The sequence below is a fragment of the Vibrio sp. genome (genome assembly GCF_984391705.1).
In genome coordinates this window covers 37,695-63,033 of record NZ_CFHWOM010000019.1, presented here as the reverse complement: position 1 = coordinate 63,033, position 25,339 = coordinate 37,695, and the positions used below count along the sequence as shown (strand labels likewise).

General features: G+C 43.9%; 18 protein-coding genes. 10 read left to right on the top strand and 8 right to left on the bottom strand.

Features of this window, described 5'->3' with window-relative positions:
* From AC4MRV_RS12100 to nspC, 4 genes are all read left to right on the top strand, one after another.
* The coding region (locus AC4MRV_RS12100) for a cadherin repeat domain-containing protein (RefSeq protein ID WP_491187590.1) at positions 1-2,144 on the top strand (2,144 nt) is incomplete at its 5' end.
* Between the two features lie 519 nt (positions 2,145-2,663).
* On the top strand, positions 2,664-5,579 hold the full coding sequence (locus tag AC4MRV_RS12095) for a pyridoxal phosphate-dependent class III aminotransferase (protein WP_491187589.1): 2,916 nt from the start codon (positions 2,664-2,666) through the stop codon (positions 5,577-5,579).
* Positions 5,580-5,593: 14 nt separating this feature from the next.
* On the top strand, positions 5,594-6,847 hold the full coding sequence (locus AC4MRV_RS12090) for a carboxynorspermidine synthase (protein ID WP_491187588.1): 1,254 nt from the start codon (positions 5,594-5,596) through the stop codon (positions 6,845-6,847).
* A gap of 200 nt (positions 6,848-7,047) precedes the next feature.
* Positions 7,048-8,187, top strand: coding sequence for a carboxynorspermidine decarboxylase (nspC, locus tag AC4MRV_RS12085; RefSeq protein ID WP_491187587.1), 1,140 nt, complete (start codon positions 7,048-7,050; stop codon positions 8,185-8,187).
* Positions 8,188-8,247: 60 nt separating this feature from the next.
* On the opposite strand, the gene AC4MRV_RS12080 is transcribed toward nspC, so the two are convergent.
* On the bottom strand, positions 8,248-8,808 hold the full coding sequence (locus tag AC4MRV_RS12080) for an Lcl C-terminal domain-containing protein (RefSeq protein WP_491187586.1): 561 nt from the start codon (positions 8,806-8,808) through the stop codon (positions 8,248-8,250).
* A complete protein-coding gene (locus AC4MRV_RS12075) occupies positions 8,808-10,484 on the bottom strand; it encodes an Lcl domain-containing protein (RefSeq protein WP_491187585.1) in 1,677 nt (558 codons plus the stop codon). Before AC4MRV_RS12075 ends, AC4MRV_RS12080 begins: the two co-directional genes overlap by 1 nt.
* Positions 10,485-10,666: 182 nt before the next feature.
* Between AC4MRV_RS12075 and AC4MRV_RS12070 the strand changes: the two genes are divergently transcribed.
* Positions 10,667-11,197 carry a hypothetical protein gene (locus tag AC4MRV_RS12070; protein WP_491187584.1) on the top strand — a complete coding sequence of 177 codons (531 nt, stop codon included), beginning with the start codon at positions 10,667-10,669 and terminating at the stop codon, positions 11,195-11,197.
* A 53-nt stretch (positions 11,198-11,250) separates the two neighbouring features.
* Here AC4MRV_RS12070 and AC4MRV_RS12065 read toward each other — a convergent pair whose 3' ends face one another.
* Entirely contained in the window at positions 11,251-11,763 is a 513-nt protein-coding gene (locus tag AC4MRV_RS12065) for a glycine cleavage system transcriptional repressor (protein ID WP_491187583.1), read from the bottom strand.
* Between the two features lie 172 nt (positions 11,764-11,935).
* Complete coding sequence (locus AC4MRV_RS12060) at positions 11,936-12,832, bottom strand: DUF3943 domain-containing protein (RefSeq protein WP_491187582.1); 897 nt, start codon at positions 12,830-12,832, stop codon at positions 11,936-11,938.
* A 174-nt stretch (positions 12,833-13,006) separates the two neighbouring features.
* Here AC4MRV_RS12060 and AC4MRV_RS12055 point away from each other — a divergent pair, with 174 nt between their 5' ends.
* Both AC4MRV_RS12055 and AC4MRV_RS12050 read left to right on the top strand, forming a co-directional pair.
* Entirely contained in the window at positions 13,007-14,251 is a 1,245-nt protein-coding gene (locus AC4MRV_RS12055) for a CinA family nicotinamide mononucleotide deamidase-related protein (RefSeq protein ID WP_491187581.1), read from the top strand.
* Between the two features lie 229 nt (positions 14,252-14,480).
* Positions 14,481-14,732, top strand: coding sequence for a hypothetical protein (locus AC4MRV_RS12050; RefSeq protein WP_491187580.1), 252 nt, complete (start codon positions 14,481-14,483; stop codon positions 14,730-14,732).
* A 50-nt stretch (positions 14,733-14,782) separates the two neighbouring features.
* On the opposite strand, the gene yfaE is transcribed toward AC4MRV_RS12050, so the two are convergent.
* The 4 genes from yfaE to ubiG form a co-directional block, all read right to left on the bottom strand.
* Positions 14,783-15,061, bottom strand: a complete 279-nt coding sequence (gene yfaE, locus AC4MRV_RS12045; RefSeq protein WP_491187579.1) for a class I ribonucleotide reductase maintenance protein YfaE — start codon at positions 15,059-15,061, stop codon at positions 14,783-14,785.
* Positions 15,061-16,194, bottom strand: a complete 1,134-nt coding sequence (nrdB, locus tag AC4MRV_RS12040) for a class Ia ribonucleoside-diphosphate reductase subunit beta (protein WP_491187578.1) — start codon at positions 16,192-16,194, stop codon at positions 15,061-15,063. The genes yfaE and nrdB overlap by 1 nt, the downstream gene beginning before the upstream one ends.
* A gap of 85 nt (positions 16,195-16,279) precedes the next feature.
* The gene (nrdA, locus tag AC4MRV_RS12035) at positions 16,280-18,562 is read right to left on the bottom strand and encodes a class 1a ribonucleoside-diphosphate reductase subunit alpha (RefSeq protein WP_491187577.1); all 2,283 of its coding nucleotides are present in this window, start codon (positions 18,560-18,562) and stop codon (positions 16,280-16,282) included.
* A gap of 470 nt (positions 18,563-19,032) precedes the next feature.
* A complete protein-coding gene (gene ubiG / locus AC4MRV_RS12030; protein ID WP_491187576.1) occupies positions 19,033-19,740 on the bottom strand; it encodes a bifunctional 2-polyprenyl-6-hydroxyphenol methylase/3-demethylubiquinol 3-O-methyltransferase UbiG in 708 nt (235 codons plus the stop codon).
* A 285-nt stretch (positions 19,741-20,025) separates the two neighbouring features.
* Between ubiG and gyrA the strand changes: the two genes are divergently transcribed.
* The 3 genes from gyrA to AC4MRV_RS12015 all read left to right on the top strand — a co-directional run bounded on the left by gyrA (position 20,026) and on the right by AC4MRV_RS12015 (position 25,193).
* The gene (gene gyrA, locus AC4MRV_RS12025) at positions 20,026-22,659 is read left to right on the top strand and encodes a DNA topoisomerase (ATP-hydrolyzing) subunit A (protein WP_491187575.1); all 2,634 of its coding nucleotides are present in this window, start codon (positions 20,026-20,028) and stop codon (positions 22,657-22,659) included.
* Positions 22,660-22,842: 183 nt separating this feature from the next.
* Positions 22,843-23,142, top strand: a complete 300-nt coding sequence (locus AC4MRV_RS12020; RefSeq protein WP_491187574.1) for a hypothetical protein — start codon at positions 22,843-22,845, stop codon at positions 23,140-23,142.
* Between the two features lie 167 nt (positions 23,143-23,309).
* A complete protein-coding gene (locus AC4MRV_RS12015) occupies positions 23,310-25,193 on the top strand; it encodes a methyl-accepting chemotaxis protein (protein WP_491187573.1) in 1,884 nt (627 codons plus the stop codon).
* Positions 25,194-25,339: the final 146 nt, after the last annotated feature.

Below are 25,339 nucleotides of genomic sequence, written 5' to 3'. Positions count from 1 at the left end.
CTGCCAATGTTCACAACATCACGGTGATGGCAACGGAAGAAGAGGGGCTTGGCGAAGTCAAAACCACGGAAATCAATGTTGAGCTCAGTGAGCTGAACCTCGATGACAACGACCCTATCTTCAACGATACCAACCAAGAAGGTGAGTACTACTTTAGCTATGATGAAAACTCTAGCGATGAATATGTAATAGGTACCGTCTCAGCTACAGATGGAGATGGTGAGGAGATTGTTTACAGCATTAAAGAAAACGTGGTCAATGATGCAGACGAACCACTGTTTGAAATTGATCCAAGTAGCGGTCAAATTAGTTTAACAGTCGCAGGGGTGATTGCATTTACTAATGACTTTGAACTTGCCAGCAATATACATAGCCTTGTTGTGACTGCTACAGAAGTTGATGGCCTTGGACCAGTAAAATCTACAGACGTTGCAGTAACGCTTGAAGAGCTCAATGTAGATGATAATGCGCCAGTATTCGATGCGAATGATGGTGACCAGTATTCATTCTCTTACTTAGAGAACAATAACGATGAGTATGTTATCGGTACGGTGTTGGCAACTGATGCTGATGGCGAAGACGTTACCTATAGCATTACCGGAAACATAACCAACGATAGTGATGAGCCGTTATTTGCGATTGATTCTAATAGCGGATCTATAACTTTAACTTCAGCGGGTGTCTTAGCCTTTACTAATAACTTCGAGGCGTTGGCAAATGTCCATACATTGATCGTTACCGCAACAGAAGTAGATGGGTTTGGAATCCAAAAATCTACCGATATCGATGTGGTGTTAACTGAATTAAATGTGAATGAATTGCCAGTAGCGGAAGACTTCGATGTGGATGCTGGTGATGCCATCGTTGTTCCGATCGTTTTCGATTCTGATGTCGCAGAGTTTGACCATATCTCTGACGAGGATGACGATTTTAACGATGTTCAACTCAATGTCATGATCACAGCGCTGCCTGAATATGGCACTTTGCTCTATACCGATGACTTTGGAGAAACAAGAGTCCTTACTGAAGCAGATTTGCATGTTCTGGGTAATGACATTGATCCAAATAAGTTGTTTGACCCGGACAACATTAGTTATGTGCCTGGTACTGGAGACCCGTTTGAAATCGGCTTTAGTGGTGACCCAGACGACATCGTTCTCGACGAAGACGGTTTTTATAATTGGGGAGAGTATGTCAGCGATACAGAAAGGCTTATTACACTCGACAATGGTAATACTATTGGCATTAGTATTACCGATAACAATGACAAACCTCTCAAACAGTACACTGGTGGGCCTGACCATGTTGGATGGGGTATCGGTGATACAGACGGCAATGGCCTAAATGCTCAAGAGACGCTAGTCATCGATTTGAGTGATAACACATTAGATGTGGTTACGTTTGGTCTTGATGGTATGGGTGGGGCATTTAACACTAATAGTAACGTTTATGTTGAGGTCACTTATACCTTTGCAGATGGAACTACGCATGTAGAGCAATATCAAAAAGATGAAGGTGATGTAGGTAATGACCAAATTCTCTATGAATTTAGCTACTCGTCACCAGATAACCCAATTACTCAAATGGAATTGAGTTCTACTGGTGGTAACTGGGAGTTTAGATACCTCTCTGGTACCCAAGATATTACTGAAGATGTGACATTCGATTACGTTGCAGTAGATTCTGATTTAGCTGTGAGTAATGAGGCGACAGTCACAATCGATGTATCTGAGTCACCAGAATATACCGTCCTTTCTGCAGAGTTAGGGGATGAACTAACCGCTCAACTAGGTAATCAAATGATGCTTGGTGATGAGAATGGCAACGTATTTAAATGGTTAGATGAAACGCTTGATAACGGGACAGACGTAGTTGATAACTTTGAATTGGGCGCAGACTTAATTGATCTACGTGAGATCCTCGAAGATGACGACAATGTTGAAGTTGCGGACCTAGTTGATCAAATTGAAGTTACGCTAAGTGAAGATGATGTCGTACTCACTGTGACTGATGATGGACGAGAGCAGACGATTATCTTAGAGGGAAGCTACGATAGTTTTGCAGATGCAGGGCTGATTGATAACAATACGATCACCGATGAACTAGAAATGCTCACGCAGTTACTAAAAACTGACGCAGCTTAACGTCGGTATGTTTGTCGCAAAGAAGCCAGCAAGAGTGCTGGCTTCTTTTTTGATAGATGAGTAAATAATTTAACAATCAAAAGTGAAAAATTGTTGCCAGAAGATTTTATTTTGTGATATTTTCGCGCGCAATCTCGGAGGTGAGTCGAATAAGAGACATTCTGGGGGATACGCGAGGTGCACATTCGGGCTGAGTGAGCATCGCGTAGGGTAGGTATCGGCAATTTCTTTTGTCGATAGACGGGATACTAATGTCGCTATAGTGGCATGTGAATGGGAAACCCAACATTGAACTCACTTAACAAACATACATTAATCAGCTTAGTTCTTCCTCAATGCCCTGTTTTACAAGACAGTTGCATTACTGAACCTTGATCTAATTCCTTACATGTAATCCATCTCAATGATGGAGCGATTTGCTGTACGCGTTATTTACCAGTTACGCGGAATGGCTTGCTATACCTCGAGTTTGTCAAAAGCAAATGAGAGGGGGACTATTACATTTCAAGGGATTAAATCATGAGCACAGCCTTTGAAGTCGAAAACTCAGCAATGAACGCTGAGATCGCAACTCCATTTTCTACCCAGATTCCGGTGCTGGAAGGTCTGCACGACCTAACACCTGATCAAGTTCTGCTTGATCAAGAGCAGCATGAATCTGAAGTTCGTTCTTATCCACGTCGCTTACCTATTGCAATTAAACAAGCTTATGGCGCTTTGGTGGAAGATACACGCGGACAACTCTTCTTAGATTGTTTAGCCGGGGCAGGGACACTTGCGCTTGGCTATAACCATCCAGAAATCAATCAAGCACTTAAAGAGCAACTAGATTCCGGTCTGCCTTACCAAACGCTTGATATACCGACAGAAGCAAAGACACATTTTATTAAGTCGGTGAAGAACTTTTTACCGCAAGAATTGGCTGATAATAGTGTTATTCAGTTCTGTGGACCTTCAGGTGCCGATGCCGTTGAAGCGGCAATTAAGCTAGCGAAGCAAACGACAGGTCGTAATACCATGTTTGCCTTCCGCGGTGCGTATCATGGTATGACCAACGGTACCATGGGCATGATGGGCAACTTGGGCACCAAAGCGCGCCGTACCGGACTGATGTCTGATGTTCACTTTATGCCATTCCCTTACGATTTACGTTGTCCTTTTGGCTTGGGTGGCGATGAAGGCGCTAAAGCGGGCATTCGCTATATTGAGCGCCTCCTTAATGATGACGAAGCTGGCATCATGAAACCTGCCGCGATGATCGTTGAGCCAGTGCAAGGTGAGGGCGGTGTCGTACCAGCGCCAGCGTTCTGGTTGCGAGAGCTACGTCGAATCTGCGATGAACACGGCATTCTTCTTATATTTGATGAAATCCAGTGTGGCGTTGGTAAATCAGGCTACAACTTTGCGTTTGAAGAGGCGGGTATCGTTCCTGATATCTTGTGTCTATCGAAAGCGATTGGTGGTGGCTTGCCGATGTCTCTATTGGTTATCAATAGAGAGCACGACACGTGGAAGCCAGGCGAACACACAGGTACCTTCCGCGGAAACCAACTAGCAATGATTTCAGGTGCGAAAGCGTTAGAGATCATTGAGCGTGACGACTTGGTGGGTCATGCGAATGTTGCAGGTCAGTATTTACGTCATGGCTTAGAAGCGATTCAAAAGCGCGTTAACTGCATTGCAGATGTACGTGGCAAAGGCTTGATGCTAGGCGTTGAGATCCGCAAACCAGGCACGGAACTGAATAAGTTCGGAGAGCCACTCGCGGATGGTGAGCTAACGCTTAAAATTCAGCGCGCTGCGTTAGAGCGTGGTTTGATGGTAGAGAAAGGTGGTCGTGACGGCTCCGTGATTCGATTCCTGCCGCCGCTGATTATCTCATTCGAACAGATTGATTTTGCTTTGCGCGTGCTTGAAGAAGCGATACTTGCTGCAGGTGGCCAGCGAGTAAGCAAAGAAGAGTCGAATGAATCTTGGAAAAAGCACTTTCTTCACGCTGGAGAGGCGGGCAGTGATGAGTTCGCGAAAGTAATGAATCACACGACTGCGGCGATGAAGTCAGTATTTGAGCAAGTTGATGCACCATATTCTGGCTTAGAGCCTAAGCTACTCGAACAAGCCATCAATGCTGTTGACCTAGACAACAAAAACGCCTCGCTAGTGGATGTGATTGGCGATACTGCAGAGCTTGTCGCGAAGAACTCCATCATTGTTCAGCACCCTGACTGTATTGCGCATTTGCATACGCCGCCATTGATGCCTTCAGTTGTCGCTGAAGCGATGATTGCTGCGCTTAACCAATCAATGGATTCTTGGGATCAAGCCTCTGCTGCCACTTATGTTGAGCAGAAGGTGATTGATTGGATGTGTGACAAGTACGAGCTTGGTGCTGATGCTGATGGTATTTTTACCAGTGGTGGCACTCAAAGTAACTTGATGGGCTTACTGTTAGCACGCGATTGGATTGCGGATAAATACGACAATCATTCGATTCAAAAACTGGGCTTACCTGAATACGCTAATAAACTCCGGATCCTATGCTCTAAAAAATCCCACTTCACTGTGCAAAAGTCAGCATCTTTGTTAGGATTGGGCGAAAATGCCGTATGCTGTGTTGATGTTAATGATAACGGTACGATTAAAGTTGATGCACTTAACGCTGAAATCAACACGCTAAAGTCAGAAGGTTTAATCCCATTTGCGGTCGTCGGTACTGCTGGTACGACTGACCACGGCGCGATTGACGATTTAGCGGCGATTGCTGATCTAGCGGCTAACAACGAACTTTGGTTCCACGTAGACAGTGCCTACGGTGGCGCGCTAATTCTAAGTAGTCATAAAGATCGTTTAAAAGGTATTGAGCGTGCGGATTCTGTCAGTGTTGATTTCCATAAGCTGTTCTATCAAACGATCAGCTGTGGCGCAGTACTGCTAAAAGACAAAGCCAACTTTAAGTATCTGCTGCATCATGCCGATTACCTAAATCGTGAACATGATGAACTGCCTAACTTGGTTGATAAATCAATCGCAACGACTAAACGATTCGATGCTCTGAAAGTCTTTATGACGATGCAAAGTGTTGGACCAAATACATTAGGCGAAATGTACGATCATTTGCTTGATCAAACACAGCAGGTCGCATCCCTAGTGCAAGACCATGAAGGTTTTGAGCTTCTCGCGCAACCATCACTTTCTACAGTGCTGTTCCGCGCAGTACTCCCTGATCAGTTAGGGAATAACGTCACGGATTTAGATGAACTGAATAAAGCTCTAAGACTAGAAGCGCTCACTCGCGGTGTTGCTGTTTTTGGAGAAACAGTCGTGGGCGGAAAGTCCGCACTGAAATTTACGATTTTGAACCCATGTTTAAAGATTGCGGACTTCGAATCTTTACTAACAAAAATCCATACTCTAGCGGCTGAGCTAGCGAAATAGAGGTAACGAAAACAATGGCAATTCTACAGATTGGTGCAGGCGGCGTTGGCTGGGTTGTAGCACATAAAGCGGCACAAAATAACGACGTACTAGGTGATATTACAATCGCATCTCGCACAGTGAGCAAATGTGAAAAGATCATCGAATCTATTCAGAAGAAAAATAATCTGAAAGATGCATCTAAGAAACTAGAAGCTCGTGCAGTGAACGCTGACGATGTTGATGCACTTGTTGCGCTTATTAAAGAAGTTCAGCCAGATCTAGTGATCAACGCAGGTCCTCCGTGGGTCAACATGACGATTATGGAAGCATGTTACCAAGCGAAAGTGTCATACCTAGACACATCAGTAGCGGTTGACCTATGTTCTGAAGGTCAGCAAGTACCACAAGCTTATGATTGGCAATGGGGCTACCGCGAGAAGTTTGCTGAAGCGGGTATCACAGGTATTCTTGGTGCTGGCTTCGATCCAGGTGTGGTATCGGTATTTGCAGCTTACGCAGTTAAACACTTGTTCGATGAGATTGATACCATCGACGTAATGGATGTTAACGCAGGTGACCACGGCAAGAAGTTCGCGACTAACTTTGATCCTGAGACAAACATGCTTGAGATCCAAGGCGACTCTTTCTACTGGGAAAATGAAGAGTGGAAACAGGTTCCTTGTCACTCTCGTATGCTTGAGTTTGATTTCCCGAACTGTGGTACGCACAAAGTTTACTCTATGGCGCACGACGAAGTTCGCTCAATGAAAGAGTTCATTCCTGCTAAACGTATCGAGTTCTGGATGGGCTTTGGTGACAAGTACTTAAACTACTTCAACTGTATGCGTGACATCGGTTTGCTTAGCCCAGATCCACTGACACTACATGACGGTACTGTGGTTCAGCCACTACACGTACTAAAAGCGCTTTTACCAGATCCAACGTCACTAGCACCAGGTTACACAGGCCTAACGTGTATCGGTACTTGGGTTCAAGGTAAGAAAGATGGTAAAGAGCGTAGCGTCTTCATCTACAATAACGCTGACCACGAAGTAGCGTACGAAGATGTTGAGCACCAAGCGATCTCTTACACAACTGGTGTACCAGCGATCACGGCTGCGCTTCAGTTCTTCCGTGGCGAGTGGGCAGATAAAGGCGTGTTCAACATGGAGCAGCTAAACCCAGACCCATTCCTAGAAACGATGCCGGGTATCGGTCTAGATTGGCATGTGCAAGAGCTTGAAGCAGGTCAAGGTCTACCATTGATCCATGAATTAGATAAATAAGAACTGACCATTTGGTCTGATTACTTATTAAAGGGGACACGGACTGTTCCCTTTTTAGCGATTGCGACCTTAAGGTGCTGGTATCATTTAGTTTGATTTTGTAACTCACTTCGTTCGGACAGGACAAAATCAAACTAAATCACACCAACCTTTTAATTTTCCTTTTCCATCTTTAGATGCTGCTTGAGTGCGTATAGAAAATGACATTTAAGAAAGAAGAACTTAAAACCCCATACTTTATGATCAACGAAGATAAGTTGATTGAGAACCTAGAGAAAGCAAAACAGTTAAAAGAGATCTCTGGCGTTAAGCTGGTGCTTGCGCTGAAGTGTTTCTCGACTTGGGGTGTGTTTGACATCATTAAGCCTTATTTAGACGGTACGACAAGTTCAGGCCCTTTTGAAGTAAAGCTGGGTTATGAAACATTCGGTGGTGAAACTCACGCATACAGTGTGGGCTACAGTGAAGATGATGTTCGTGAAGTGGCAGAGATCTGTGACAAGATGATCTTCAACTCGCAGTCTCAGCTAGATGCTTACCGACACATTATAGAAGGTAAGGCATCAATTGGTCTGCGCCTTAACCCTGGCGTGAGCTACGCGGGGCAAGACTTAGCAAACCCAGCGCGTCAGTTTTCACGTTTAGGCGTTCAAGCGGACCATATCAAACCAGAAGTATTTGAAGATATTGATGGCGTGATGTTCCACATGAACTGTGAAAACAAAGATGTGGATGCGTTTATCAGCTTGCTAGATTCAATCTCAGAGCAGTTTGGTGAGTATCTCGATAAGCTAGATTGGGTGAGTATGGGCGGTGGTGTGTTCTTTACATGGCCGGGTTACGACATTGAAAAACTTGGGTTGGCGCTAAAAGCATTTTCTGAGAGACATGGCGTTCAAATGTATTTGGAGCCGGGTGAAGCGATCATCACTAAGACAACCGATCTTGTAGTGACTGTGGTGGATATTGTTGAGAACGTTAAGAAAACAGCGATTGTTGATTCAGCAACAGAAGCGCACCGACTTGATACGCTTATCTATGATGAGCCAGCTTCTATTCTTGAAGCTTCAGAAACTGGGGAACACGAGTACGTAATTGGCTCTTGTTCTTGCCTTGCGGGTGACCAGTTCTGCGAAGCACGCTTCGACAAGCCATTAGAAATTGGTCAGCGATTACACATTCTTGATAGTGCTGGCTACACCATGGTGAAACTAAACTGGTTTAACGGACTAAGAATGCCATCGGTGTATTGTGAGCGAACGAATGGTGACGTTCAAAAGCTAAACGAATTCGATTATTCAGACTTTAAACGTTCACTCTCTCAGTGGGCTGTAAAGTAGCCGTTTGGTTTTGATTTAGATAAAAAGAGCAGCTTCTTAGCTGCTCTTTTTTATTTCTGACTATTGGTAGTCTTTTACTAAACGAATAAGGATCCTATCCGTACCACTGTTGATAAACTCTTCACCGTTTTCAAAGTTAATAACGAGCCCGTTCAGGTTTGTGTTTATCTGAACAGTGCCCGCATCTGTATCACGAGGGGCATCAGGTGTGTTGGTCCAGTAAGGCTCGCTTTCTGTTGCTGGGAAAAAGTTATGATCAATGGCTGGTTCGATACACTGGTAATTGACAATTGAGCCAAGTTCTTTGATGTTTGGCAAACGAAAACCGGTTACGACGCCAATGGTAGTGTTCGCTGAAACTTCAGTTGCTTGAAGCGCTTCTTGCCAGGTAGCAAAGTGAGTTGCCCCGTCATTTGAACAACTATTACTCGCCTCATCATATGTCTGACCAAGTGTACATTTTGACCAAAGTAAATTAGTTTTAACGTCCAAAATAGTGCCGTTTTCAAGATCGACTAATTGTCCTTCATACTGAGCATCTGGTTGATTGATGTTGCAGTTTTGTGCACTAGAGACAGAGCTAAACAGCGCAGCGACGATTGCAATATAAATGGTTTTCATTACTGATTTCCTCCACTTACGGCAACAATTGGATAGTGTTTATTTTTCAGACATAGCTTTGCTTGGCCAGTTTCAGTGTTCACACACCAAGCAGAGCCTTGCTTATCTGGGCGTGTCGCATTGGTCAATATGGTCTGTCCTTCGATGAACGTAAGGAAATAGTTGTCGGCTAATTCGTCATTGTTGACGTTGTAGTTAACAAACGAACGAGCTTCTGATGGTGATGGTAGTCGCCAGTCAGTAATACCGCACACGGCAAATTGATTCATTTGGCTAAGGTATCCATTGGAATCACAGCGTCTGTCTGAACCTGAGTTTTCAGAAACAGCACAAAATATGTCTACTGGGACTTCTTTGCGCATATCATCTTCTTTGGCACCTTGATAGCCACCGTTGGATTCGTCGTCAGGTTCATACCACGTATATTTATATGATGTGTGCTGCCAAGCAGCGGACTCGGTGCTATATGGATATACATAGTTATCTGGATCATCTCTTTGTTTATCCAATTCATCATCTAGCGTTGCTTGCGAAGGCAGAGTTACAGCAATGTCAGATAAACTTGGCTTTTTCTCAATGTATAACCCGGTAGCGTTATCGCGAATACAAGTGTAATCAGTGGCATCTATAGGCAGGCTGTTTCCATCACCATCGAATTTGCTATAACTGAAACCGTATTGACCATCGTTGTGGTTGACGGGTGTGGCAATATCTAAACCATAATTCGCATCTTGGTTAGGGTAATCTGGTGTTGAACCCGTTTCATCAAATACAGTTCCATTAAACTTGGTGATATAGCCTGTGTCGTTAAAGCGCTTATCACCAGGTATATAGATACTCAGCGTGCTGTTGTTAGGAGAAATGGAAGTGTCTGTTGGTTGAGTTAATGTGTAAACAAGAGCTTCTGCACCTTCGCTCAAACCATCATTCTGTGCCGTTACGTTAAAGCTTGTAGAAACCGTTCCAGAACTGATAGTCAGAGTACTGTCGCTGTTGAGATCGCTTATAAAATCTCCCGAGTGAACGGTACCACTTTGCTCTAATACAATAGAGGCATCCGTATGTGAGTAGTGGCTAAGCTCAACGATGAACGTATCTTGCTCTCCTTCGAGAAGAGTGCGGTTGGCTTTTTCGAAGCTTACTGTTGGTTGACCGTCAGTATCGGATAATGAAACAGTAGCTCGTCCGTTTTCAATTGAATAAGCTTCACTTGAAGCTGCTGAAATAGAGTAGCTTAGAGAAACGTCATTCTCGTAATAATTGTTATTGCTAATGATCAACGGAAGTAGAGCAGTCTTCTGTCCCGCGATAATAGTAAACGGTTCAGAAACTTTTGAAGTGTAATTTCTAAATGGATCTGAACTTCTTGCATTAATATCTGAAGTCGTAATGTAAAGTGTAAGATTACTTTCGAGAGCTTCAGAGAGAGTGACTTCTATATATTGAGTTTCACTACCATTAATTGGTTCTGCAAAGGTAATTGCGGCTGGGATATTTATTTTGCTAGAAACTGGGGTTGGATCAGGGTTAGGGTTTGGCCCAGGGGTCGGTGCAGTGCCGCTGTCTCCACCGTTATCGCCACCCAAACTGCCGCCACTACCACCTTTACAGCCACCTATAAGAATCGCAAGCAATGCAAGAGAAAGGGTGCTTTTTTTATACGTTGTCTCATTCATGAGAGTGTAATTTCCTGAAAGATTAATACATATATTTTCTACGGATTCTATCAGAGATATTGCTTATAAAATATCGAAAATCAATGGATTAATCGAACTAATCACAGTTGGGGATATGCTCGTTGTATATAGAAATCCTTTCTTTATAATGCGATGAATTATTTATTATCTAGGAAACTAAAATGCATAAAGCACTCTTATTGGCATTGTCCGCTTCTGTTGCGTTTTCTGCACAAGCAGAAGAGAAAAAAGAGTATTTAACTCAAGATTTCTACGTTGGTGGTAATTTAGCTTCTTATAGCCTTGAAGGTAATAGTGGCGCTGCCTTTGGTGCCCATGTTGGTGCAAAAAATATCTATAATGAGCGCTTTATTTTAGGTGGTGAACTCGTTATTGCTGGATACGGAAGTAGTGATTTTGAAAAAGAGCAGGGCGCAACAGAACAGTATTCAATCGCTGGTAATGTGCCGCTTGGCGTGAGGATTGATGCTGGTGATGCTCTTAATGTTGACCTATATGGTTTACTTGGATACAAAGTGTTGTTCTTAGACGGCGCTAGTGACGATTACATTAAGGGCGTATCATTTGGCGCTGGTGCAGACTTAGATTTTAATCAGTTGGCGGTGGGTTTGCAGTTCTCTCGTACAGAGTATGATTACGAAATCACTGACAATTCATTTATGCTTAAAGGAAGCTATAAGTTTAACCTATAGCTTGCTTTGAAGTCAGTTCTTACGATGTACTCATCGTAAGAACTGATCTACATTTACGCTTCTACCATTACTCTAGTATCCTCACTCAACGATTCCAGCTCGTTAGCGATGTCATCAATACTGATTTCTTGAGGCAAGCGAATTGCCATGTTTGCGGTAAATAAGCTGGAGCTCACACCACCTCCACCAGCAATGAATACTCGTTGGCAATCCATATCAAGAATATTCACGCCCTGGCCATCTAGCACATGAGTGATTTCATTTACGATACCGGCACGGTCGTTAGAATCGAGCCGGAGTTGATAAATGGTGTCAGCGTTGTGAGCGAGCGAATCAGAATCAACGACTTGTACAACAAGATCTTGATGAGCTTTGAAGGCTTCTTGAACGGCAAGAGCGTTTTCTTCAGGCACTTCAATTTTAATCACAGCTGCGACTTGGTCTTCAATAAAGTTAACCTTACTGATCAGCCATTTCCCACCGTTTTCATGTGTTACAGCGGCTAACTGCTTGATCGTCGCGGGTGTAGCTTTACCAACGAAGTTGGCGATGAATGTTGTATTCACAGTGGGCCTCCTAAGAGATTGGAAGGAAGGGTCTAATTTGAGTGTAGATAGAGAGAGGGTAATAGGTTTGATATGCGTCAAGTTTTTACGCTAATTGCTTGTTCAGGTTGCGGTTATTTTAGGTTGAGCACAAAAAAAGCGACGTGATACGTCGCTTTTTTATTGGTTTGGCTTAGAAACTGATTTTCATTTCTACGCCATAGAATGCTTTGTCGTAGCTTGCGCCAGCATCCATTGCAAATTGTGCGGCATCATTATTTCCAAACCATGGAGTACTACTGTATTGGAATTCTGCGCTTCCACCCCATGCGTCGCTTACCCAACCATGGATATGGCCCACAGGGTTCAGGAAAAAGAGAGTAACACCGCCCATAGTTTCAGAGCCCCAAACTTCGCCACCGGAAGCGACGATGTCTTGCTCCGCTTCAAACATCAGCTCACCGACAACAGCACCAAAGAAAGGTGTGATAAATAGGTCCTGCCATGAAGGCACTTCAGCGAACGCTTCGACGCCGTATTCCCAGAAGAATGTAGACATAGTTGCAGAGTAAAGAAAAGACTCGAACTCATTGAAGCCTGCATGACGAGCTGCGGTATAGTAAACACCACCGAAGTATGGGTGCATGATGTAGTTTAAGAAATGCTCATCGCGATCCCAGACTGGTCCTGCGGTAACGTTATCTTTCCATTTTGTACCTAAACCGCTTAAGTTACGGTCTTCTGCATCCCATTTGGTAATGGATTCTGGAAGCAGAGTCATTAGGCCAACAGTAGCGACACTTAAACCTAAAATTGTGTAAGTTTGACCTGTGAGATAGTCCCAATCTTTTTCACTCTGCACTGTTAAGTATTTTGGAAGCGGCGGCTCTTCGAGCTGAAGATCGCCTTCAGTTAAGCTTAAGGAAAAAGGGTCTTGCGAGTAAGACTGATCTGAATATGAATACAACGTGTAATTTTCAGCTTGATCAACCGTGTAGGAAAACTCAATATGTTGATTAGAGTTGCTCATGCTTGCGTGAGCGAGGGTAGAGGTTGACAAGATTAAAGCGGCAATGCTTTTTTTGAACACGGAAAACTCCACTGCGATTTTTTTAATGATCAGACTCACAATTATCCAATAAAGTCCGGCGAATGGAAACCAGAATTTGTCTTATACAGGTGATTTGCCAGATTTTTACTCTATACCTAGCGAAAACAACAATTTTAAATAAGCAAGAGCGAAGCTTACTAGTAAGGACCCTATATGTTAAAAATTGCCATGCTGAGTACCGGTGAGGAAGTCTTACACGGGGATATAGTTGATACGAATGCCGCTTGGCTTTCGCAGCTTTTCTTTGAAAATGGTTATTCCCTTACTAAACGCTCCACAGTGGGTGATGAAAGTAGCGCACTAGTCGAAGAGTTATTGATGCTCAGTTTTAACACCGATGTTGTGATCGTGAATGGCGGGCTTGGTCCCACAACGGATGACTTAAGTGCAGAATCTGCCGCAATAGCTGCGGAAGTGGGCTTAGTTGAGTTCCCCGAATGGATCGAAAGGTTAGAAGCGTTTTTTGCTGCTCGCGGAGTTTCTATGCCGGAGAGTAATAGAAAGCAGGCTATGCTGCCAACTGGCGCAACACTTATCGATAATCCGATAGGTACCGCTTGTGGATTCAAGTTATCTATTAATGACTGCGATTTTTACTTTACTCCTGGTGTTCCGAGTGAATTCAAACTGATGTGCGAAACGCAAATCCTGCCTGATTTAAAAAAGGTTCACTCTCAAGTTGTGGGCATGGACTGTAGTAAGTTACATACTTTCGGGACGTCGGAATCAGCGCTTTCTGATGCTTTGGATAAAGTTGAGTTGCCAGATGGTTATATGCTGGGCTATCGCTCTTACTTACCTTATATAGAAGTAAAACTGTTTGGGCCAAAAGGTGATATTGATAGAAGAGTGAAATTATTGCAGCTCATTTTCAAGTTGATTGAGCCTAACGTTGTGAGTGTAGATGAGTCTATGCAAGACCACGTCGGTCATTTGATTTTGGAGAAGAAGTTGTCTATCTCGACCGCAGAGCAATCTACTCAAGGCAGTTTATCTCATTGGTTGCATTCAAATGAGCATGCAGCCGATTATTGTGGTCATGGATGGGTTCTCGGTAAGCGAGTCGATGTCGGACAAGCTGAGCAAGACTCTTTAGCCGCGGCATTTGCGTTGGCAGGTGCTACCAAAGAGAAATGTGCCACTGATATTGCTATCGTGACTGGTCGTGTGAATGACAAAAGCTTCTCTGTTGCGATTGCAACAAAAGAGGGGGAGTGGGGGCAAACTCTTACTTTTAATCGAACCTTCACTAAAGCAGATCAAGTATTGCTCATTACCACTGTTGCCGGCGATATGCTGCGTCGCTATTTATCATCGAAACCGATGTTTCCAAACTACAGCTCACTAAAGCGCGAGAAAGAGATGTATGTGCCTCAAAATGTACTTCAGTCTGGCTAAGCATTGGTGAAAACAGGAAGTTAAATCCGTGCATCATTCAGTAATAAATGAATGAATATGCTTCTTATTACTCGCGTTCTTTCATAGGTTGGCGTTATAACAAAATTGTCTAACTGCTAAGCTAATGATTTCTAATAGAAGGAATTAATGTCTCTAAATTGCGACGTGCAAATACAGGATTAGATCTTAAACTAAAAGCTCGTCGCAGAAATCATTCAAGGAGGCAGACATGTTCCATCAATCAAAAATATTGGTGTGGTATAAAGTTGCTAGTCAAAAAGTCGTTTTGGGTGAGGCGGTTAGCTCAGATAATTTGGATGCCATCTCAATGTGGTTGACTGCCCCAGAGGAAAAAGGAAAGGGGGCTTCGCTAGGATATCGTCTTTCTTTGTTCGATGATGATGGTAGAGAAATTGCGGATAAAGCGGTATCAATGCTAACTGCAGACGAGTTTTTGTCTGGTGTACATATGCGAGCCTAATACAAAAAAGGCCTAGTAATAACTACCAGGCCTCAGTTTTAAGTGAATATTTATGCGCGTTTTTCTTTGAGCACATAATTGACTTCATCCAACTCTACGTCTGTAGTCGCTCTAGATATACAAGGTAATATCTCATCTCCCTGTACATATGCCATAGCAAAACCAACGTACTCGACCTTACCAGAAACCAGTTTACAACGACACGCTCCGCAATGACCGTCTCGGCAGTTGTATTCTGGTTCAAACCCAGCATTTTCCATCGTTTCTAATATGGTATTCGCTGGATTGGATTGAATAGCAGTAAGTCCGTTGATTTTGATTCGAGGCATTAGAGTTCAAAGTCCTTAAAGTCATCAACACGTACATCGCTATCTATCTGACCCACAAGATAAGATGAGATCTCAGCTTCCTGAGGAGCCACTTGTACGTTGTCTGAGGATAGCCATGCGTTAATCCATGGAATTGGGTTTGACGTCGCTTCTGGGTATGCAGCACCTAAACCTACCGCCTGCATACGGATGTTGGTGATGTATTCAACATACTGACAAAGGATATCTTTGTTCAAGCCGATCATCGAGCCATCTTTGAATAGGTATTCAGCCCACTCTTTTTCCTGTTCAGCCGCTTCTTTAAATAGATCGAAACATTCTTGCTTGCACTCTTCAGCGATTTGCATGAATGAGAAGTCGTCTTGACCATTACGCAGCAAGTTAATCATGTGCTGAGTACCTGTTAGGTGAAGAGCCTCATCACGTGCGATTAGTTTGATGATCTTCGCGTTACCTTCCATAAGTTCACGTTCTGCGAATGCAAATGAACACGCGAAACTTACGTAGAAACGAATAGCTTCTAGCGCGTTAACCGACATTAGACACACGTACAGTTTTTTCTTCAGGTCGTGAAGTTTGATCGTGACTTCTTCACCATTGATTGTATGTGTACCTTCACCGTAACGGTGGTAGTCATTAGTTAACTGAATTAGGTCATCATAGTATCGAGAAATGTCTTTAGCACGCTTTAGGATGTGCTCGTTTTCTACGATGTCATCAAACACAAGACCCGGATCGTTGACGATGTTACGGATGATGTGTGTGTATGAACGAGAGTGAATCGTTTCAGAGAATGACCAAGTTTCAATCCAAGTTTCTACTTCTGGTAGCGACACCAATGGAAGTAGCGCCACGTTAGGGCTGCGACCTTGGATAGAATCAAGTAGCGTTTGGTACTTCAAGTTTGAGATGAAAATGTGCTTTTCATGATCAGGTAGCTTGTTGTAGTCGATACGGTCACTCGATACGTCTACCTCTTCAGGGCGCCAGAAGAACGAAAGCTGCTTCTCGATAAGCTTCTCAAAGATTTCAAATTTTTGCTGATCGTAACGCGCAACGTTAACCGATTGACCTAAGAACATTGGTTCTTTCAGCTGGTCATTTTTGTTTCTGTTAAAAGTACTGTAAGCCATGATGCCTCAATTCCTTTTATGCCCCTCTACCTAGAGAGGGGCGAATAATGTGTTAAGCCGTGATACCCAAATTGTGGGTCAATAATTAGATCTTACAACCGCCACCAGCACAATCGTCATCAGCTGGTTGAACTGCATCTTTTTGGTCGTCGCTCGCACCATCACGAGTGTTGTGATAGTAAAGCGTCTTAACACCGTATTTATATGCGGTTAGTAGATCTTGTAGCAGCTTCTTCATCGGTACTTTGCCGCTTTCAAAACGCGTTGGGTCGTAGTTAGTATTCGCTGAAATCGCTTGGTCTACGAACTTCTGCATAATACCGACTAGATGCAAGTAGCCATCGTTTGAACCAATGTTCCAAAGTAGCTCATAGTTGTCTTTGTATTCCGTGAACTCAGGAACAACTTGCTTCAAAATGCCATCTTTAGATGCTTTAACTGATACATAGCCGCGTGGTGGCTCAATACCGTTTGTAGCGTTAGAGATCTGAGAAGAGGTCTCTGAAGGCATAAGAGCAGTTAGCGTTGAGTTACGTAGACCATGAGTTACGATTTCCTCACGTAGACCATCCCAGTCATAGTGAAGTGGTTCATCACAAACTAAATCAACGTCTTTCTTGTACGTGTCGATTGGCAATAAGCCTTTTGCGTAATTTGTCTCATGGAATGATGGACATTTGCCTTGCTCTTTCGCCAGTGCAACCGATGCTTTCAATAAGTAGTATTGAATAGCTTCAAAAGTACGGTGAGTCAGGCCATTCGCGCTGCCATCAGAATATTTCACACCATTCTTCGCTAAGTAGTAAGCGTAGTTGATAACACCAACACCTAACGTACGACGATTCATTGTTGATTTGTACGCAGCTGGCAGTGGGTAATCTTGGTAATCAAGAAGAGCATCCAAAGCACGTACGACAAGATCTGAAAGCTCTTCGAAATCATCAAGAGACTTGATTGCACCTAAGTTAAACGCTGATAGCGTACATAGTGCGATCTCACCAGAATCATCTTCTACGTTTGTCAGAGGTTTAGTCGGCAATGCGATCTCTAGACATAGGTTCGATTGACGTACTGGAGCAACCTCAGAGTCAAATGGGCTGTGAGTGTTACAGTGGTCAACGTTCTGAATGTAGATACGACCGGTAGAAGCACGCTCTTGCATTAGGATAGAGAACAGCTCGATAGCTTTAACGGTCTCTTTCTTGATTGCTGGATCGTTTTCGTACTTCACATACAGGCGTTCAAATTCATCTTGGTTTTCGAAGAAAGCGTCATATAGCCCAGGGACGTCAGAAGGAGAGAACAACGTGATGTTGCCGCCCTCAACGAGACGTTGATACATAAGCTTGTTTAGCTGAACACCGTAGTCCATATGGCGAACACGGTTTTCTTCAACACCACGGTTGTTCTTAAGCACCATTAGTGCTTGAGATTCACCGTGCCATAGTGGGTAGAATACGGTTGCTGCACCACCGCGAACACCACCTTGAGAACAACATTTAACCGCTGTCTGGAAGTATTTGTAGAACGGGATACAACCTGTATGGAATGCTTCACCACCGCGGATTTCAGAGCCTAGAGCGCGGATACGACCCGCGTTAATACCGATACCAGCACGTTGAGAAACGTAACGAACAATTGAGCTAGCTGTTGCGTTGATAGAATCTAGGCTGTCACCACACTCGATTAGGACACATGAACTGAACTGACGAGTAGGAGTACGTACACCAGACATGATCGGTGTAGGTAGAGAAATCTTAAATGTCGATGTTGCATCGTAGAAACGCTTGATGTAGCTAAGGCGCGTTTCTGTTGGGTATTTTGCGAACAAACAAGCAGCAACAAGGATGTATAGGAACTGTGCGCTCTCGTAGATCTCACCAGATACACGGTTTTGAACAAAGTACTTACCTTCAAGCTGTTTAACAGCCGCGTAAGAGAAGTCTAAGTCACGGCGGTGGTCGATGTATGCATCAAGCTCATCGATTTCTGCTTTCGTGTAATCTTCCAGGATATGCTGGTCGTATTTACCCATATCGATCAGTTTTGCTACGTGATCATAGAGCGTAGGCGGCTCATATTGGCCATACGCTTTTTTACGTAGGTGGAAAACCGCTAGGCGAGCAGCTAGGTATTGGTAATCAGGCGTCTCTTCAGAGATAAGATCTGCGGCAGATTTAATGATGGTCTCATGAATATCAGACGTCGTGATGCCATCGTAAAACTGAATGTGAGCGCGCAGTTCTACTTGAGATACAGAAACATTATCTAGGCCTTCTGCAGCCCAGGTAATTACTCGGTGGATCTTCTCTAGATCAATACTTTCTTTGCGACCGTTGCGTTTAGTAACGGTAAGTTGTTGGTTCATTCTGCTTAATTTCCCTAACAAAACTGATAAAAGCCGTGTTTTTGTGTAATTCTTGTAAAATTCGTTCCGGCTTTGTGATCAAAGTCTATCTATATATTGTAGTACAAACACAACATATAGGGGTGCATTGGTGTGCGGGTTACAAGATAGTGCTATCTGATGGGGTTTTCAAGTTGGAGATCTTGGATGACTTGTGGATAACTAACAAAATTAAAAAAAACAGTAAGTGACTACTAACCGAGGAAATAAGGACAGATAAGATTGTAGAAAATTACCGTTTTAGGATCGGTTTATTCGTAACCACAAACAAAAAAAAATCTCTTGATCTTTATTAAATCTTTCGTCCTTTTTTTGTCTTGGTTGTTTTGGAATCAACCCTACAAAAATCGCTTAAAAAAGCACTAAAAAAGGCGGTGAGCTTGTGCTACCGCCTTACAAATAACCACTAGATATAGGTTGTCACATTTCTGTTAAAACTTCTGAGTGTGCACAATGTAGTTTACATCCACATTACGACCTAACTTGTAGGTATCTGTTAGCGGGTTGTAGTGCAGGCCAGTGATTCCCATCTCGGTTAAAGCTGTTTTATCAATCATCTTGATCAGCTCTGATGGACGAATGAACTTCTCATGATCATGAGTACCTTCGGGCACTATCTTAAGTAGCTTCTCAGCACCGACAATAGCAAATAGGTAAGACTTTAGATTACGGTTCAATGTTGAGAAAAATACATGACCACCTGGCTTAACGAGTACCGCACAAGAGCGAATGACGGACAGTGGGTCGGGAACGTGTTCAAGCATTTCCATACAAGTCACGACATCATAAGAGCCTGCGTTCTCTGCAGCGTGCTCCTCAATAGTGCTCTGAATGTAGGTTAATTTGGTTCCCGTTTCTAAAGCATGAAGACGAGCGACTTCAAGAGGCTCTTTGCCCATGTCTAGGCCCGTGACGACTGCTCCTTCTTTTGCCATGCTTTCAGCAAGGATGCCTCCACCACAGCCAACATCTAGCACCGTTTTGCCAAAAAGGCCGTTGGCATTATCTAGGACATAGTTTAGTCGCAGTGGGTTAATTTGGTGCAGAGGCTTAAACTCTCCTTCCAAGTCCCACCAGCGTGAAGCCATATCCTCAAATTTCTTGATCTCGTTTGGGTCGACGTTTTGTGCTTGTGTCATAACTACTCTGTGCTACACCGCTTCCTTGAATTAGGGGGGCATTATAGCGCTTTAAAGGTAACTCTCCATAGAGTTAGTCACTTTTATGCTGAGGTGGCGAAAATGTAGCCATTAATCAGCGGGATAAAATCAGAGTGTGCAAATTCTCAGCATTTGATTCACAACCAAGCTCACAACCTAGTAAAAGGAGAGGGAAAGTGATGCCGAACCACTGAAAACTGTGTTATATTTTTGCACCTTAAGCGTATTGTACATACGATCTATAAATAGAGGGATAATGGCTCTATGAGCGATCTAGCGAAAGAGATCACGCCCGTAAACATTGAAGATGAGCTTCGAGGTTCATACCTAGACTATGCGATGTCAGTTATCGTTGGTCGTGCTCTTCCAGATGTGCGTGATGGCCTAAAGCCTGTACACCGCCGCGTTTTGTTCGCGATGAATGTACTAGGTAATGATTGGAATAAACCATATAAAAAATCTGCCCGTGTTGTTGGCGACGTAATCGGTAAATATCACCCACACGGTGACAGTGCTGTGTACGATACAATCGTACGTATGGCTCAGCCTTTCTCGTTACGCTACATGCTGGTCGACGGTCAAGGTAACTTCGGTTCGATCGATGGTGACTCAGCGGCGGCAATGCGTTATACCGAAGTACGCATGGCAAAAATTGCCCATGAGCTTCTTGCTGACCTAGACAAAGAAACAGTGGATTACGTACCTAACTATGACGGTACTGAGCAAATCCCAGCTGTTCTTCCTACAAAAATTCCTAACCTACTGGTTAACGGTGCTTCTGGTATCGCGGTAGGTATGGCAACCAACATTCCACCTCATAACTTAACTGAGGTGATTGATGGCTGTCTTGCATACATCAATAATGAAGAGATCACTATTGATGAGCTAATGGACTACATTCCTGGTCCTGACTTCCCAACAGCTGCACTAATCAGTGGCCGTAAGGGCATTGTAGACGCGTACAAGACTGGCCGCGGTAAAATTTACATGCGCTCTAAAGCGGAAGTTGAAGCGGACAAGAATGGTAAAGAGACCATTATCGTTACTGAGATCCCTTATCAGGTAAACAAGGCTCGCTTGATCGAGAAGATTGCTGAGCTTGTTAAAGATAAGAAGGTAGAAGGCATCAGTGCACTACGCGATGAGTCTGACAAAGACGGTATGCGTATTGTTATTGAATGTAAGCGTGATGCTGTGGGTGAAGTGGTTCTGAACAACCTATACGCCAACACTCAGCTACAAACGACATTCGGTATCAACATGGTTGCGTTGAACAACGGTCAGCCACAGCTATTCAATCTGAAAGATATGCTGAAGTGCTTCGTTGATCACCGTCGTGAAGTTGTTACTCGCCGTACTATTTTCGAACTGCGTAAGGCGCGTGAACGTGCGCATATCCTTGAAGGTCTTGCATTAGCACTAGCAAACATTGATGAAATCATTGATCTTATCCGCAAGGCTCCAACACCGGCAGAAGCGAAAGCTGGCCTGGTTGCTCGCGGTTGGGATTTAGGTAATGTTGCAGCGATGCTTGAACGTGCTGGTACAGACGCAGCTCGTCCAGAATGGCTTGAAGCGCAATACGGCATTCGTGATGGTCAATACTTCCTAACAGAAACTCAAGCGCAAGCAATCCTAGACCTACGTCTACACAAACTTACTGGCCTTGAGCACGAGAAGATCCTTGACGAATACAAAGCACTTCTAGAAGAAATCGCAGAGCTAATGCACATTCTTGCAAGCACTGAGCGTCTAATGGAAGTTATCCGTGAAGAGCTAGAATCTGTTCGTGATGCATTTGGCGATGTTCGTCGCACTGAAATCACCGCAGCAAGCCATGACATCGACATGGAAGAGCTGATTGCACGTGAAGACGTAGTTGTGACTCTTTCTCATGAAGGTTACGTTAAGTACCAAATCCTAAGCGATTACGAAGCACAGCGTCGTGGTGGTAAAGGTAAGAGTGCAACTAAGATGAAAGAAGAGGATTACATTGAGCGCTTGCTTGTTGCCAATACTCACGACAACATCTTATGTTTCTCTACACGTGGTAAGACTTACCGTCTGAAAGTGTATCAATTACCATTAGCGAGCCGTACCGCTCGTGGTAAGCCAATTGTAAACATTCTTCCACTAGAAGAAGGCGAGCGCATTACTGCAATCCTGCCAGTTGATGAGTTCTCTCCTGAGAAGTTCATCTTCATGGCTACAGGTGATGGTACTGTTAAGAAGACCTCTCTAGACCAGTTTGCGAATGTTCGTTCAAACGGTCTGATTGCTGTTAACCTACGTGATGACGATTCTCTAATTGGCGTTGATATCACGAACGGTGATAGTGACATTATGCTGTTCTCGAAAGCGGGTAAAGTTGTACGCTTTAGTGAAGATAAAGTACGTGCTATGGGTCGTACAGCGGCAGGTGTTCGTGGTATGAAGCTAGCAGAAGACGACCAAGTCGTGTCACTGATCGTACCTTCAAACGAAGGTGACATTCTGACAGTGACGCAAAATGGTTACGGTAAACGTACTGAGCTTGCAGAATACCCAACGAAAGGCCGTGCAACACAAGGTGTTGTATCGATCAAAGTTTCTGAACGAAATGGCCCTGTTGTAGGTGCGGTACAAGTGGAAGAAGGCGACGAGATGATGATGATCACCGACGCTGGTACTCTGGTTCGTACTCGAGTTGCGGAAGTTAGCCAAGTGGGTCGTAACACACAAGGCGTTACACTTATCCGTACTGCAGAGGATGAGAATGTTGTTGGCCTTCAGCGTATTGATGAAGTAGAAGAAGTGGAACTACCGGAAGGTGAAGAAGCGGCTGATGCGGAAGCTAAGACTGAAGAAGCGACTGAGACCACTCAAGCATCAACTGATGAGAATGACTCAGAAGAGTAACTTTTGAGAACCAATTGTATTAAGCCGGGCTAACGCCCGGCTTTTTTTTGCCTTAATAATAATACAAATAAACCCGTGCTTTCAGATAGTTGCATTACGACTCTCAAATCTACAGACTAAAAACTGCCTTACTGTTGGCCTTAGCTTATAGTGGTCCAACCATCCTAAATATGGAGTAGGTTTATGGGCTTTGATACCCCAATGGCGATATCGAATTATCTTGGAGGCTTGCTTGCCGTCCTTATATTCTATCCATTTGTTTTGGTCGCTCTTCAAATCGCTATCTACTCACCGACCAAGCGCGCAAGAATCACCAAAAAGTTTAATCTTATCTGTTTGGCATTGGCTGCTTTCCTGCTAGTGATGCATATGCAGACTGAAGTTATTTATGGGAAAGAGTTATTGGACAAGTACTACAGTGAGCATGGATACCCTAACGAAGTATCGGTAAGTCCACATAAAATCGAGGTGGATAATAGGTGAAGATTATGTTGACTTTATGTAAAGCTCAGCCAAATTAATGACGTCAATTTTATGTAATCAATTCAAAGGCTTATAGTATATTGTTTGGTTGATGATTGTTCGTGCATCTTGGCTGAAATATCGTTAGTATTCGCAACTTTCCTACTGTTCCAGGCGAAAACTCAACCATGAAATTGTCACTAAAACAAAAATTGATTGGCGCGAGCCTATTAGCTGTGGTGCTAATGGCAACTGCGCTAACTTGGCTATCTGCAGACCAACTTTTCCAACAAACTCGTAATGGCGTATACGCCCGTGCAGAAAGCTTAGCGACAGCTGCTTCAGAAGGTATTTCTGATTGGATTACTATTCGAAAGCAAATCTCTACAGCATTTAATGACTACAGCCAAGAAGCGGACGTCGTGCCATACTTGCAGCAGTCTCGTAAGGCTGGTGGATTTGACGACATCTTCCTTGGCACGCCAGAAGGGGGAATGTACCGTTCGCACCCTGAACGTAATCGTGCCGATTATGATCCTCGCACGCGTCCTTGGTATAAGGATGCTAATGCTGCTGGCAAACAAATCATTACAACTGCTTATCAAGATGCGATTACCAATGCTCTGCTTGTAACAATTGCAGAACCAGTCCGTCGCAACGGTAAATTTGTAGGTATCGTGGGCGCTGATGTTCTCATCGATCAGCTAATCAACGATGTCATTAACTTGGACGCTGGCGACAATGCATATGCGATGTTGATAGATACCCAAGATGGAACTTTCCTTGCGCATCCAAATAAAAACTTGACGCTAAAACCGGTAAATACGCTATCTAATAAATTTACACTTCGAGCAATCGAAGATGCTGCTAGTACTGGTTCAATAGAAATCATCGAGCGTAATGGCGCTGAGAAACTCTACTTCTTCAAGCAAGTTCCAGGTACTCAGTGGATCTTCGCCATTGAAATGGACAGAGCGACGGAAGAAGCTGCTCACACAGAACTACTGCGTGACCTGATTATTACCGCTATTGTTATCACTCTGATTGTTGTGATGGTTGTCTCTTGGCTAGTTAGCTTCTTGTTCCGCGACTTGGGTCGAGTATCTAAAGCTCTCGAAGAGATTGCTTCAGGAGAAGGCGATTTGACTCAACGCCTTGAGCCACGTAGTGACGATGAAGTTGGTCAGCTAGCATCAAACTTCAACACTTTTGTTGGTAACATGCATACCATGGTATCTAAGCTTAGCCTTGTATCAGCGTCATTGTCTGAGCAAGCAAAGCAGACTGCACAACATGCTGAAGAGCGTAGTGCTCGTATTCGTCACCAGCAAGATGAAATCAATATGGTAGCAACAGCAATCAACGAGATGGCAGCAGCTACTCAAGAGATTGCCGGTAACGCAGATCATACTGCTCAAAATTCTTCTGAAGCAGTTTCAGCATGTGTGCATGGTGGCCAGCAAGTTGTACAAACTCAGAGCTCTATTCAAAATCTTGCTCAAGAAGTTCAGGTCGCGACTGAAGTTATTCAAGAGCTTGAAGCGCATGGCAACAGCATCAGCACAATTCTATCTACCATCCAAGATATCGCGGAACAAACTAACTTACTTGCACTTAACGCCGCAATTGAAGCCGCTCGTGCAGGAGAGCAAGGTCGCGGTTTTGCCGTGGTGGCGGATGAAGTTCGTGTTTTGAGTCAACGCACTCACGCTTCGACGAAAGAAATCCAACAGATGATAGAAACGCTGCAAGGAACAACAGGTAAAGCTGTTGGCATCATGGGCGATAGCCGTCAGCTAGCTAACACCAGTGTGGGTGATGCGGACTCAGCAGCGGTAAGCCTAACTCAAATCCAGACTGCGGTAGAACGGATTAGTGATATGGCGACTCAAATCGCATCTGCCGCAGAAGAACAAGCATCTGTTACGTCGGAAATTACTCGTAACACGGTAGGTATCCGTGATGTATCAAACGATCTTGCCGATGAAGCCCACGATGCGGCATCCCAAGCAGCACAGCTTTCGGAGTTATCGCACGAATTGGAGCAAGAGATCAATCGCTTCAAACTATAAGCGCTTGAGATTCTTTTAGTTACAGCCCAGCCTAAAAGCTGGGCTTTTATTTATTAGTTAATTTCCAGTTTGGAAATGTTGGGTTGCTTTAATTTCAATTGTGGAAATGGCTTGAGTGTCGATAGAATCCATATAAACAATAAGGA